Here is a 13,407-nt window from a genome sequence, read left to right as displayed (position 1 = left end):
AACAATGGTGACCACCCTTTCCGCCCCCCTGTCGAAAGCGCTTCACGATTCGACGATGGCGGCCCACGATCAGGCGGAGAACGCCTCGTTCATCACCCGCCTGATGTCGGGCGAGGGGACGGTGGACGGTCTGGTGGCCCTTCTGCGGCAGTCCCTCCCCGTCTACGAGGCGCTGGAGACGGCGTGCCGCGGCGCCGGCGACGATCCCCGACTGGCGGCGATCCTCGACCCGCGCCTCGACCGGACGAATGCGCTTCGCGCCGACCTGGAGACTCACGCCGCCCAGGGCCGCTCGTGCGACGTGGTCGTCCCGGCCGTCAACGTGTACGTCGACGAGCTCCGCGCGTGCACCTCGGACCCCGCAGCCCTCATCGGACACCACTACGTCCGCTACCTCGGCGACCTCTCGGGTGGCCAGATCATCAAGACCATGGTCCGCCGCCACTACGGGGTCGAGGACGGGCTGAGCTTCTACGAGTTCGAGATCGACAAGCCCAAGGTCTACAAGGACGAGTACCGGGCCGCCCTCGACGCCCTTCCCCTGAGCGAGTCGGACCGGGAGGCGGCGCTGGCCGCGGCCACCCGCGCCTTCGAGCTCAACCACCAGATCTTCCTCGATCTGGAGGCTGCGGGCGTCCGCTGAGGCACCGCCGCTGCCGTGAGGGCCCGGATCCGCACCGCGGATCCGGGGCCTCACTCGTTGAAGTCGAGCATGCGTGTGGAGTTGCCGGCCCCGGCCGATGACGGCGACCCCGACACGAGGGTGTCGGAGTCAGCTGGGCAGCAGCCCGGCGAGGCTGCCGAGCGGCACCGAGCCCATGGGGGACGACTCACCGAAGGTGATCGGCTGGTAGGTCTCCCACGCGGCGTGCGTCGCCCCGCCCCCGGCGTAGGTGTAGATGCCCAGGTTGCCGTCCACGCCGCCGGCCACCTCGTCCACCAGCGCCTTGGACACGGTGAACGTCGTGCTGAAGCTGCCGTCCGCGCCGAGCTCGATCGCCCCCCTCGCGGCCCCTCCGATGGTCGTCATGTCCTCGGCGTCGACCGCCCAGTACTGCGTGATCACCTTCCGCGCCGAGGACACCGCGCCGGCAGAGGGCTGCCACTCGTCCGCGAACTTTCCGAGGATCACGTAGATCCCCGGGTTCTTCCCTGCCAGCGGGGGCCGGCTGGCGACCACGGAAGCATCCTTGAAGCCGGTCCCGGAGACGGTGATATCGTGCTCGCCGTCCGCACTGAGGGTTGTCTCCGAGACCGTCACCCGGGGACCATCGACCTGCTGGGCCGAGGCCGAGGTGAGTGACTGGAGCGCGGCGCTGACCAGTGCGCCGAGGCCTGCCTCGTCGGCATTGGCCACCGGGACGATCGCGGCGCCGGAGAGCAGCGCGACCGCCGCCCCCAGCACCGTGACACGGCGGCCGGCGAGCGCGAGCCTGGATCGAGAAGTCTTCACATCAGTCCTTTCGGCGAACTGTCTGGTAGAAAAGCCCTGCCGCGAGCGCGAGCAGAGCACCCCCCACCCACCACTGCCACTGGGCGGCGGGGTTCCCCGTCTCCGAAGAGCCGGAAGTCTGTGCGTAGGCCACCTCGGTGAGGGGCAGGTTCGACGCGACCGGGGCCGCGGCCTGCGGAGCAGCGGGGCTCGACGCGGGCGTCGCGGGCGCTGCGGGCGCTGCGGGCGCGCTCCCGGATGCGGGGATCGTGATGGTCGCGAGGGTGGCGCCCACCGTACCGGCGGTCATCGGGACCCCGGCGTCGTAGTACTCCTCGTACTGCGCCGCGAACTCCTCCTCCACGAGGACCCCCGAGTCGCCGGAATCGCCTGCGGCGGCCGGGATACCAGCCTGCGCGGCCTTGACCGCGTCCGGCTGCAGCGGCTTCCACGCCTCGTCCATCCACGCCTCGGCAGTCCCTGCGACATCCGTTCCCGCCGCGCGGATGATGTCCTCGACGGTGTCCTGGAGAACCTCTCCGATGATCCCGTTCGAGCCCCCCGGATCACCGGACCCACCTGATCCCCCACTGCCCGGGCCGGACGCACTGTGCGGGTTATCGGAATCCCAACTCACGACAATCGGAGATGGCACCTTGGTGGCGTCGGAAGAACCGCCGGTGGAATACCAGAATCCACCACTTCCGGATTCTTTGGCGAAGTCAAGGAACGACTCCGGGAATGCGCCCCAATCCGACCCGGTCTTGACCTGGGGCGTACTGCTGTCCGCCCGCGGATAGGACACGCCGCGGTACTCCGGCTGCGAAGAGAACCCGGTCTCATCAGACAGTCCGACCTCGTCACGGTCCAGGGTTGCCAGGGTGACCTTCTTGGGCGTCATCCTGGTCCATTCCGACGCGTCGGCCCGGTCACTTCGATGCCCACCCAGCGTCGCCGTCACCACGGCGCGCGAAGGGGTGACGGTGAGAACGGGATCGCTGATGGTGAGGTAGACGAACCCGGAGTAGTACAGCACCGAGACGGTGCCGTCCCACTCGATCTCCGCCGTCTTGCCCGCCGGGTCCACCGTGCCCTCACCGCCGGTGAAGACCATCTCGAGGCTGCTGTATCTGCTCGACGAGGCGGACAGCGCGGCACCCGACTGGTCGGTCAGTACGCCGTCCCAGGTGGCCGGAGCCGACGATCCGTTGGCCGCCCGCTTCTCGATGGTGACGTCGCCGGCGGTGGCCTTCCAGTCGGACGGCGCGATCACCGTGTTGGGCCCGGTGATGGCGCCCGAGATGTCACCCGCCGACAAGAAGTTCAGTCCGGGGCCGTGACTCGGTCCGGAGCTCTGCTTGTTCAGCGCCCACCGGAACTCCGCGTCGGCGATCTCCACCGCGGCGGCGCGTGCCGGGGGTGCCCACAGCGCCGCCGCCAGGGCGAGCACAACGGCCAGCGCCAGCGCGAGCGGGCCTCGGAGCGTCGAGGAGATCTGCCTGGTCATCGCTGAACCTCTTCCTGCGTGACGGTGGTGGGGTGTGTGGTCTGCGCGTCGGCGTCATCGGCGGCATCCTGACGGCGCTTGACCACGAACGCGCCCACGGCGAGCAGCGCCAGCGCGGCGAGCGCCAGGAACAGCCATTTCATCGAGTCGCGCAGCGTGCTGGACGACGCGGCCGGGGTGATGTCCACCCGCAACGGGAAGCGCTCGGTGGCCTCGAGGCCCGAGCCGGCGCCGGCCGCGCGGATCTCGTGTGTCCCCGGCTCGATCCCCTCGGGCAGGACGATCACGCCGGCGACCTCGCCGTCGACCCCCGCCACCACCGGACCCACCGCGGCGAGCCCGTCGCCCAACACCACGTACACCTGCTCGCCGGGCCAGAAGCCGGCGGCGGCGAAGCCCATCGCTCCCCCGGCACGTGCCGACTTGCGGTCGACCTCGATCACCGCGGCGCCACTGAGAGTGGTCCCGCCGGTCGCGTCCACAGGTCCCTCCGCCGGCATGGAGGCCTCGCCGTCCGCACCGGCGCCACCCGTCGAGGCCGCCGGAGCCCCCGTCTCCGCGCCGCCCGCCACGACGGCGGGGGCGCCCTGTGCCTCGATCGAGGTCTGGGCCCGACCCGCGCGCCCGGCGGTGTCCGCCGTGCGGCCCGACCCGGCGCGGCCCGCGGCGGCCGGTGCCTCTGCGGACGGTTGCGCCGGCGCGGCCCCGGATTCCGCGGGCGCGGCCGGAGCCGCCCCGCCCTGGAACGTCACCGGGGTGAACGACTCGTTCGCGCCGTTGCGAACGCCATGCGCCCCCCAGGTGAGGAACCCACAGGTGACCTGTCGGCAGTCGATCCGCTTGCCGCCGGCACCGGTGAACGTGGGACCGGGAACCGTGAGCGAGATGCGGAACGATCCGTCCGCGCCCATCGTCCCCTGGGCCTCCCCGGAGGTCTCCGACCCCGGGAACGCGACGAACGCCTGGTAGCCCTTGTTGCTTCTGGACTGCTCGTCGGGCACGTAGTCGTAGGAGGTGCCGGTGGCGCCGCCCTTTGACGGGCCCCAGTTGGATCCGTTGACCCAACCGAAGCCCACGTAGACGCCACCGAAACCGCCCTGGACGGCCTGGAAGCCCGACCCGCTCACCGTGAACGTGGTGGGCCCCGAGGTCGAGGCCACCGCGCCGCTCAGCGAACTCGTCGCCGTCAGTCGCGCGACCGCCTGCGCGGTGCCGGCCGACACGGCGACCATGCCCAGCGCGGCGACCACAGCGGCGACCGTCATGGCGACCATGCGCCGACTCGCGCCGTGGGGCGTTCGGACCGTGGAGTGGGTCATGAGAACTCCTTGAGAACGGGGTCGCAGGCGCCCGGGTGGGTGCTCTGCGAACAGACGGCGGGACGCCGAAGCCCCCGACGGTCCGGGGTGACCAGCAGGTCCCCCGTCACCGGGTGACGGTGGATGAGGACCCGCTGCTGGTAGACCTCTTCCACCAGCTCCGCCGTGAGGACCTCGGCCGGGGCGCCCTCGGCGCGTACCCGGCCGCCCGCGATCATCACCATGCGGTCGGACCACGCCGCGGCCAGCGCGAGGTCGTGGAGCACCACCACCACCGCTCCCCCGGCGTCGGCGACAGATCTCGCCAGCCCCAGCACGATCTCCTGGTGCCGCAGGTCCACGGCGGCGGTGGGCTCGTCCAGCAGCAGGATCCCGGTGCGCTGCGCGAGGGCCCGCGAGAGCGACACCCGGGCCTTCTCCCCGCCGGACAGTGTCGGGAACGTCCGGAGGTGCAGGTGTGTGGTGTCGGTGGCGGCCAGGGACTCGTCGATGATCAGCTCGTCGTCGTCCCCCTCGGGCAGTCCGGTCCACGGCGCGCGTCCCATGACCACCACTTCCCGCACGCTGAACGGGAAGGCCACGGAGTTGGCCTGCGTCAGCAGGGCCCGGCGCCGCGCGAGGTCTCCCAGGCGCCACCTGCGCAGGTCCGTGCCGTCCAGGAGGGTCCGGCCGGAGTCGGGCGCCGTGTCCCCCGCCACCACGCCGAGCAGGGTGGACTTGCCCGCCCCGTTGGGGCCGACCAGCGCCAGCACCTCGCCAGCATGGACATCCAGGTCCACCGCGTCGAGAAGCACGCGGCCACCGATCCGGACGGTCACTCCCTCGGCACGCAACACGGGCGTGCGGGTCGCGTGCGCGGTCATCCCCAGCCTCCTGCGGTGCGACGGGTGAGGTGGAGCAGCCAGAAGAAGAACGGGCCGCCCACGGCCGCGGTCACCATCCCCAGCGGCAGCTCGGCATAGTTGACAGCCGTGCGGGCCAGCAGGTCGGCGGCGAGCAGACACACCGCGCCGCCCAGCGCCGAGGCGGGCAGCAGCAGCCGGTGCCCGGGGCCGGCGATCATGCGGACCAGGTGCGGCACCACCAGGCCGACAAAGGCGACGATCCCGCAGAACGCCACGGCCGCGGCAGTGAGAAGGCCCACCAGCAGGATCGAGTAGATCCGCAGCCGCTCCACGTCGACTCCCAGGTGCCGGGCCGGGCGCTCCCCCAGGGCTAGCAGGTCCAGTGAGCGGGCCAGGCGCGACGCCAGGATCAGCCCGAGCAGGGCCAGCGGGGCCACCACGAGCACGTACTCCCAGCGGCTGCCGTTCAGGCTGCCCAGCTGCCAGAACACGATCTCCTCGCGGGCCTGGGTGTCGCCGAGGAACATGAGGAACGCCAGCGCCGCGCCGGCCACCGCGTTGACCGCGATGCCGGTGAGGACCAGCGTCACCACCTCGGTCCGGCCGTTGCTACGGCTGAAGAGGTAGACGGCGGCGGTGGTGACGATTCCGGCGATGAAGGCGCAGGCCACGCTCGTCCAGGGGCCGAAGGCGGTGAGGCCGAAGACGATCGCGGACGCCGCGCCCACCGCCGCGCCGGCGGACACGCCCACCACGCTGGGTTCGGCGAGCGGGTTGCCAAAGGCGCCCTGCATGAGGGCGCCCGCGACGGCCAGCGCCGCGCCCACCACGATCGCCATGGCCACCCGCGGGAACCGGACGCTCCACAGGGTGGCGTCGGCGCGGGGATGGCTCTCGGCGGGGCCGAGGCCGATTCCGACGCCGCGCAGGAAGCCCGAGGCGACCTCGCTCGGCGGGATGGACAACTGGCCGGACGCGGCGGCGATCACCGCCAACACGACCAGCGCGACCGCCAACCCTGCGACCAACAGACCGCCGGTGAGCAGGCGGTTCGTTCCGCCGGTCTCGGGCGCGCGGTCGTGCGCGGCGGCGGGACGCGCGTCAGTGAGGGTCACAGCGCGTCGGGGGCGTAGAGCGCCACGGCGAGCGCGTTGAGGACCGCCGGCGTGCGGGTGCCGAAGGACAGCACCAGGTCGTCGTTCATCGCGATGACGCGCTCGTTGGCCCCGGCGGGCGTCTGGGCCATGGCCGGGAACTTTTCCAGCAGCCCGTCCACTCCGCCCACGGAGTCGAGGCCCTTGTTCATCATGATGATCACGTCCGGCTGCGCGGCGATCAGCCCCTCGTCGTTGGCGGGCTTGGCGCCCTTCCACCCGACCTCTGAGGACACGTCGTACCCGCCGGCGGCGGAGATGAGCTCGTCCGCGCCGCTGTCCTGGCCGAACATGTAGTACACCCCGGCCGCCCCACGGGCGTAGAGGAACACCGTGCGCAGCTGCTGCGTCTGGGACTCCGGGGTGATCGTGGCGATCGACTCCTGCGTCGCGGTGATCTGCGCGCGCGTCCGCTCGCCCAGCGCGCGCCCCTCCTCCGGCAGGCCGAGGGCGTCGCCCACGGCCTCGGTGAGTGCCTCGACGTTCTCCGGGGAGCGGTGGGAGTCGACGACGACGACGGGGACACCGGCGTCGCGCAGCTGCAGCACCACGTCCCACGGACCGAGCGAGGTGTCGGTGATGATCACGGACGGGTTGAGCGCGAGGATCGCCTCGGCGTTGAGCTGGTGCCCGTCGGTGGTCACCAGCGGGACGTCGGCGATTTCCGGGAAGGAGGACGAGATGTCGCGGCCGATCACGTTGTCGCCCAGGCCGAGCTCGAACACGATCCTCGACAGGGTCCCGTAGATGTCCAGCGGCAGGACGCGGGAGACGTCCGCCACCTCGACGACCGTGCCCTGGTTGTCGGTGACCACTGCGGGCAGCTGCGGCACCGGGTCGCCGGCGATGGGTTCCACCGGGTCGTCCGTGAGCTGCAGCGCGAGCTGCCCCTGGTACGAGCGCGGGTCCTCGAGCGCCGTGACCTGGGAGGCCGACGGGATCCCGGAGATCTTCTCGGGGCCGCCCCCCAGGCCGGACGCGGCCCCACAGGAGGCAAGCGTGAATGCCAGGGCGGAGACGATCGCCACCCGCAGGGAGCCTGAGCACTGTCTGAGCATGCGGGAACACTAACACGATTACTGAGGCAAGCCTAACCTAGTTTTGGATAGCCTTGCCTAAACCTTGCGGTCGCGGCCGGGTACGCGCCGACTGATGCGGTCGGGGACGACGACGGCGGCCGCCACCGGAACACCGGGGGCGGCCGCCTCGCGCGCGTCTGCGCGGTTCAGTGGGGCTGGAACAGGATCAGCCCTGCTCTGCGGCCAGCTTCTTCAGCGACTCGGTGGGCAGGAAGTGGTCGCCGTACTTGGCGGCCAGCTCCTCGGCTCGGGCGACGAAGCCCTTGTAGCCCGAGGCGACCTTGGCGCCCGGCTCCGAGTAGTTCTTCGCGTACTGGCGGGTGCCACCGGTCCACGCGGGGAAGCCGATGCCGATGATCGAGCCGATATTGGCGTCGGCGTCATCCTCGATCACACCCTCATCGACGCACTTCTGCGTCTCGAGCACCTCGGCGAAGATCATGCGGTCGATCAGATCCTGCAGCGGCGGGGCGTTGTCCGGCGAGGTGTTGAACGCCTCGCGCAGGCCGGGCCAGAGGCCCGTGCGCTTGCCGTCGGAGTACTCGTAGAAGCCGGCACCGGCGAGGCGGCCGGACCGCTCGAGCTCGTTGACCATCTTGGCGGTGACGCGGTCGGAGGCGACCTCGACGAACTCCTCGCCGGCCTCGGCGGCGGCGTCGCGCGCGGTCTGACGGATCTTGAGCATGAGGTTGAGGTTCAGCTCGTCCGACAGCTGCAGCGGCGCGGCCGGGTAACCGGCGATGCGGCCGGCCTGCTCGATGGTGGCGGGCTCGATGCCCTCATCCAGCATGCCGATGGCCTCGTTGACGAACGTGCCGATGACGCGCGAGGTGTAGAAGCCACGCGAGTCGTTGACGACGATCGGCACCTTGCGGATGGCGAGGGTCAGGTCGATGGCCTTGGCGAGCGTCTCCGGGGTGGTCTTGTCACCCTTGATGATCTCGACGAGCTGCATCTTGTCGACGGGCGAGAAGAAGTGGATCCCGATGAAGTCCTCGGGACGCTGGACGCCCGTGGCCAGGTCGGTGATCGGCAGGGTCGACGTGTTGGAGCCGAGGAGCGCGTCGGGATTGACGATGCCCTCGATCTCCTGGAAGACCTTCTTCTTCAGCTCGGGCGACTCGAAGACCGCCTCGATGACCGTGTCGCAGCCGGCCAGATCCTGCGGATCGATGGTCGGGGTGATGCGGGCCAGGAGGGCGTCGGACTTCTCCTTGGTGGTGCGACCACGCTCGAGCGCCTTGGCCTCGATCTTCTCGGAGTAGGCCTTGCCCTTCTCGGCGCCGGCCATCTCGACGTCCTTGAGCACGACCTCCATGCCCGCCTTCGCGCACACGTAGGCGATGCCCGCGCCCATCATGCCGGCGCCGATGACGCCGACCTTCGTGAACTCGGTCTTGGGGATCTCGGAGCCGTCGGCGGCCGTGGGCCGCGCGCCACCCGACGAGCAGTGCTGCAGGTCGAAGAAGAACGCCTGGATCATGTTCTTGGCGATGGGGCCCGTGACGAGCGAGACGAAGTAGCGCGCCTCGATCTTCTCGGCGGTCGCGAAGTCGACCTGCGACCCCTCGACGGCCGCGGCCATGATGGCTCGCGGCGCCGGGGAGGGCGCACCCTTGGTCTGCTTGCGCATGTTGGCCGGGAAGGACGGCAGGACGCCGGCCAGGGCCGGGTGGGTGATGGTGCCGCCGGGCAGCTTCCAGCCCTTGCGGTCCCACGGCTGGGTGGCCTCGGGCTCGGACTTCAGCCACGCCTTGGCGGCGTCGATGAGCGTGTCGGCGTCGACGACCTGGTCGACGAGGCCCATCTCGAGTGCCTTGGCGGGCGCGAAGGACCTGCCGGACATGAGGATGTTCGGCACGGCCTGGGCCAGGCCGAACATGCGCACGGTACGGACGATGCCACCGCCGCCGGGCAGCAGGCCGAGGGTGACCTCGGGCAGACCCACCTTGGCGCCACGGGCGTCGGCCATCACGCGGTGGTGGGTGGCCAGGGCCAGCTCGAGGCCGCCGCCGAGGGCCGCGCCGTTGATGGCGGCCACGACCGGCACGCCGCAGGTCTCGAGGGCGCGCATGCGGCCCTTGATCTCCATCGACCGGGCGTACAGGTCCTCGGCGTCGGCCGGGCCCGCCTGGATCATGGACTTGAGGTCGCCGCCGCCGAAGAAGCTCTTCTTGGCCGAGGTCAGCACGACGCCCTTGATCGAGTCCTTCTCGGCCTCGATGCGGTTGACGGTGGTGGTGAAGTCGTCGATGAACCGGGCGTTCATCGTGTTGGCGCCGTGGTCGGGGTCATCCATGGTGAGGGTGACGAAGCCGTCGCCGTCCTGCTCCCACCGGAACATGTTGTCGCTCACTGGTTTTCTACTCCTGTATGGCTGTGGTGTCGGTGGGCAGGATCAGACGCGCTCGATGATGGTGGCGACACCCATGCCGCCGCCCACGCAGAGCGTGATGAGGGCGCGCTTGCCGCCGGTCCGCTCGAGCTCGTCGATCATCGTGCCGGTGATCATGGCGCCGGTCGCGCCGAGGGGGTGACCCATCGCGATCGCGCCACCGTTGACGTTGAGCTTCTCGTCGGGGATGTTCATGTCCTTCTGGAAGCGCAGGACGACGGACGCGAACGCCTCGTTGATCTCCCAGAGGTCGATGTCATCCGCGGTCAGGCCGGCGATCGCCAGGGCCTTCTCCGCGGCCGGCGTCGGGCCGGTCAACATGATGGTGGTGTCGGCACCGGAGGTGGCCGAAGCCACGACGCGGGCGCGCGGCTCCATGTTCATCTCCGTGCCGGCCTTCTCGGAGGCGACCAGCACGAGCGCGGCGCCGTCAACGATGCCGGACGAGTTGCCGCCGTGGTGGACGTGGTTGATCTCCTCGATCCAGTGGTACTTCTGCAGCGCCACGGCGTCGAAGCCACCCATGTCGCCGACCATGGCGAACGACGGCTTGAGGCCGGCGAGCGACTCGACGGTGGTGCCCGGGCGCATGTGCTCGTCCCGGTCGAGGATGGTGATGCCGTTGATGTCCTTGACGGGCACGACGGACCGGTCGAACCGCCCCTCGTCCCAGGCCTGGGCGGCGAGTCGCTGCGAGCGCTCCGCGTAGCGGTCCACGTCCTCGCGGCTGAAGCCCTCGATGGTGGCGATGAGGTCCGCACCGATGCCCTGGGGCGAGAAGTAGGTGTCGTAGTTGGTTGCCGGGTCCATGGCCCAGGCGCCGCCGTCCGAGCCCATCGCGACGCGCGACATCGACTCGACGCCGCCGGCGAGGACGACCTCGTCCCAGCCGGAGCGGATCTTCTGCGCGGCGATGTTGATCGAGCTCAGGCCGGACGCGCAGAACCGGTTGATCTGGACACCGGCGACGGTGTCGGGCATCTTGGCGGCCAGCGCGGCGATGCGGGGCAGGTCCATGCCCTGGTCCCCGAGCGGGCTGACAATGCCCAGGATCACGTCTGAGATCCGGTTCTCGTCGAGGTCGGGGAAGCGGTGACGCATCTCCTCGATCAGCCCGACGGCCAGATCGATGGGCTTGACTCCGTGGAGGGCGCCGCCGGGCTTACCCTTGCCCCGCGGTGTGCGGATGGCGTCGTAGATGAATGCCTCGGTCATGGGTGGTCCACGGCCTTTCTCTGGGCGGAACTGGTACGTGTTCCGCTTCACACTACGTGGTGCTCCCGGGCGGTTCGGAGTGCGGTCCGTTTCGGCTCACCGCACCCGGTACGCACCGGTGGCACAGTGGAGCCTGCGCGTCCGTGACGCCGTGAGACCAGCCGCCGCCCCACCACTGAGGACACACGTGAGCCCGATCGACGCCGTACCCCCCGCCCTGGCCGAGCTCGCCGCGGAGTGCGGGGTCGCCACCAGCTACGAGGACGCGCACGGTGTCCACCGGGACATCTCCTCCCGGACGCTCCGAGCGGTCCTCGCCGCCATGGGGGTGGAGACCGGACGCGACGACGACGAGGGCGACACCGCCGTCCGTGAAGCCCTGACGGAGGTGCGGCTGCGCCCCTGGCGGCGTGTGCTGCCCCCGACCGTCGTGGCCAGGCAGGGCACCGCCCTCACGAGCCCGGTCCACGTCCCGCGCGGCGCGAGGGTGCGCCTGTCGATCGCCCTCGAGGACGGATCCGCCCCCCTCGAGCTACGCCCGTCCCCCACCCCCGAGCAGTCGCGGGAGGTCGACGGCGTGCTCACCGACCGCCTCGCCGTCCGGCTCCCGGGGTCGCTGCCGACCGGGTGGCATCGCCTCCTCGCCGTCGTCGAGGGTGAAGAGGCCGCCTCGCACCGCGCCGAGTCCACCCTCCTGGTCTCACCACCCACGATCCCCATCCCCGCCGGACTCGACGAGCGACGCGCGGTGGGACTGGCCGCCCAGCTCTACCAAGTGCGATCGGCGCGGTCCTGGGGCGTCGGCGACCTGTCGGATCTGGTCGCCCTGGCCGAGTGGGCGGGCCGGGACCTGGGCGCCGACTTCGTGCTGGTCAACCCCATGCACGCCGGGGAGCCGTTCCCTCCGCTGGGGCCGTCCCCGTACCTGCCGACCACCCGCAGGTTCGCCTCGCCTGTCTACCTGCGGCCGGAGGAGATCCCGGAATACGCGGGGCTGCCGCCGGCCGACAGGGCGAGGGTGGACGCGCTCGCGGAGTCGCAGCACCCCGCCAACCTCGCGGACACCATCGACCGCGATTCCTCGTGGACGGCCAAACTCGAGGCGCTGCGGATCCTGTTCGCCGCCCCGCGGCGGGCCGAGCGAGAGTCCGGTCTCGCGGACTTCGTCTCCGCCGAGGGACCGGGACTGGGCCGCTATGCCGTCTGGTGCGCGCTCGCGGCGGAACACGGCGCCGACTGGTCGAGGTGGCCCGCGGCCCTGCGGGATCCCGAGTCCCCCGAGGTGGCGCGCTTCGCCCGGGATCACGCCGGGGAGGTCCGCTTCCACCAGTGGGTGCAGTGGCTGGTCGCCGAGCAACGCGCGGCGGCCCAGCGGAAGGCCCTCGAGGCGGGCATGCGGTTGGGGATCCTCCACGATCTGGCGGTCGGTGTGCACCCGACCGGCGCCGACGCCTGGGCACTTCACCGCTCGCTCGCCCGCGGTGTCACCGTGGGAGCGCCGCCGGACGTCTACAACCAGCGCGGACAGGACTGGTCGCAGCCGCCGTTGCGCCCGGACTCCCTGGCCGAGCAGGGCTACGGCCCGTTCCGCGACATCGTCCGGGCCGCGCTGCGTGACGCAGGCGGGGTGCGGATCGATCACATCCTCGGGCTCTTCCGACTGTGGTGGATCCCCGCCGGCCTCCCGCCCACCGAGGGCACCTACGTCCGGTACGACTCCGAGGCGATGCTCGGCGTCCTCGCGCTCGAGGCCGCGCGCGCCGGCGCCGTGGTGGTCGGCGAGGACCTGGGAACCGTCGCTCCCGGGGTCCGAGAGGTGCTGGCCGAGCGCGGGGTCCTGGGGACGTCGGTGATGTGGTTCGAGCAGCGGGACAGCAGCCCGCTACCCCCCGAGAGCTACCGCCGGCTGTGCATGGCCTCGGTCACGACGCACGATCTCCCCCCGTCCGCCGGGTACGCGGATCTCGTCCACGTGGACATCCGTCGCGAGCTGGGGCAGTTGACCGGCGATCCCGACGAGGAGCGCCGCAGCGCCGGGGAGGAGATCCGCTCGTACGCGGACGCCGCCCGCCGGCGCGGACTCCTGCGCGGCGACAGCCCCGAGGATCTGGTGGTGGCGTTGCACGCGATGCTGTCCGCGACCCCCTCGCTGCTCTGCGCGGTCTCGGTGGCGGACCTGGTGGGCGACCGCCGGCCGGTCAACATGCCCGGGACGTCCGACGAGTACCCCAACTGGGGGGTTCCCCTGTCCGACGGCCGGGGAGCGCTCGTCGGCCTCGAGGATCTCCGCACGTCGCCACTGGCCCGTCGTGTCGTGGACGCCGCGCTCGGCCGCACCCCGGGAACCCCACAGCACGGGTGAAATGACGAGAGCCCCGGTCGCGGAAGGCGATCGGGGCTCTCGTGTGAAATTGTGTTCGGCGGTGACCTACTCTCCCACACCCTCGCGAGTGCAGTACCA

At 71.1% G+C, this 13,407-nt stretch carries 10 protein-coding genes; 2 read left to right on the top strand and 8 right to left on the bottom strand.

Annotated features, from left to right (window positions below; genetic code table 11):
- Positions 1–4 precede the first annotated feature (4 nt).
- Positions 5–643: a heme oxygenase (biliverdin-producing) gene (locus tag Q0444_RS10445; protein ID WP_291082311.1), complete on the top strand. Its 639-nt coding sequence runs from the start codon at positions 5–7 to the stop codon at positions 641–643.
- A 129-nt stretch (positions 644–772) separates the two neighbouring features.
- Here the strand turns inward: Q0444_RS10445 and Q0444_RS10440 are convergent, their stop codons facing one another.
- From Q0444_RS10440 to Q0444_RS10405, 8 genes are all read right to left on the bottom strand, one after another.
- Complete coding sequence (locus Q0444_RS10440) at positions 773–1,453, bottom strand: hypothetical protein (protein ID WP_291082313.1); 681 nt, start codon at positions 1,451–1,453, stop codon at positions 773–775.
- Between the two features lies 1 nt (position 1,454).
- Positions 1,455–2,939, bottom strand: coding sequence for an HtaA domain-containing protein (locus Q0444_RS10435; RefSeq protein ID WP_299023197.1), 1,485 nt, complete (start codon positions 2,937–2,939; stop codon positions 1,455–1,457).
- On the bottom strand, positions 2,936–4,258 hold the full coding sequence (locus Q0444_RS10430) for a hypothetical protein (RefSeq protein WP_299023196.1): 1,323 nt from the start codon (positions 4,256–4,258) through the stop codon (positions 2,936–2,938). The genes Q0444_RS10435 and Q0444_RS10430 overlap by 4 nt, the downstream gene beginning before the upstream one ends.
- Positions 4,255–5,121: a heme ABC transporter ATP-binding protein gene (locus Q0444_RS10425; protein WP_291080759.1), complete on the bottom strand. Its 867-nt coding sequence runs from the start codon at positions 5,119–5,121 to the stop codon at positions 4,255–4,257. The genes Q0444_RS10430 and Q0444_RS10425 overlap by 4 nt, the downstream gene beginning before the upstream one ends.
- Positions 5,118–6,218: an iron ABC transporter permease gene (locus tag Q0444_RS10420; protein WP_291080757.1), complete on the bottom strand. Its 1,101-nt coding sequence runs from the start codon at positions 6,216–6,218 to the stop codon at positions 5,118–5,120. Before Q0444_RS10420 ends, Q0444_RS10425 begins: the two co-directional genes overlap by 4 nt.
- Complete coding sequence (locus Q0444_RS10415; RefSeq protein ID WP_299023195.1) at positions 6,215–7,315, bottom strand: hemin ABC transporter substrate-binding protein; 1,101 nt, start codon at positions 7,313–7,315, stop codon at positions 6,215–6,217. The genes Q0444_RS10420 and Q0444_RS10415 overlap by 4 nt, the downstream gene beginning before the upstream one ends.
- Before the next feature lie 187 nt (positions 7,316–7,502).
- A complete protein-coding gene (locus tag Q0444_RS10410) occupies positions 7,503–9,692 on the bottom strand; it encodes a 3-hydroxyacyl-CoA dehydrogenase NAD-binding domain-containing protein (RefSeq protein WP_299023194.1) in 2,190 nt (729 codons plus the stop codon).
- 42 nt (positions 9,693–9,734) lie between these two features.
- Positions 9,735–10,946 (bottom strand): acetyl-CoA C-acetyltransferase, encoded by a 1,212-nt coding sequence (locus tag Q0444_RS10405; protein WP_291080751.1) that lies wholly within the window; start codon positions 10,944–10,946, stop codon positions 9,735–9,737.
- A gap of 187 nt (positions 10,947–11,133) precedes the next feature.
- On the opposite strand from Q0444_RS10405, the gene malQ reads away from it, so the two are divergent.
- Positions 11,134–13,308, top strand: a complete 2,175-nt coding sequence (gene malQ / locus Q0444_RS10400; protein WP_299023193.1) for a 4-alpha-glucanotransferase — start codon at positions 11,134–11,136, stop codon at positions 13,306–13,308.
- The last annotated feature ends 99 nt before the right edge of the window (positions 13,309–13,407 follow it).

The organism is uncultured Dietzia sp. (assembly GCF_937873725.1).
GTDB lineage: Bacteria > Actinomycetota > Actinomycetes > Mycobacteriales > Mycobacteriaceae > Dietzia.
This window is presented reverse-complemented; position numbering and strand designations above follow the sequence as displayed.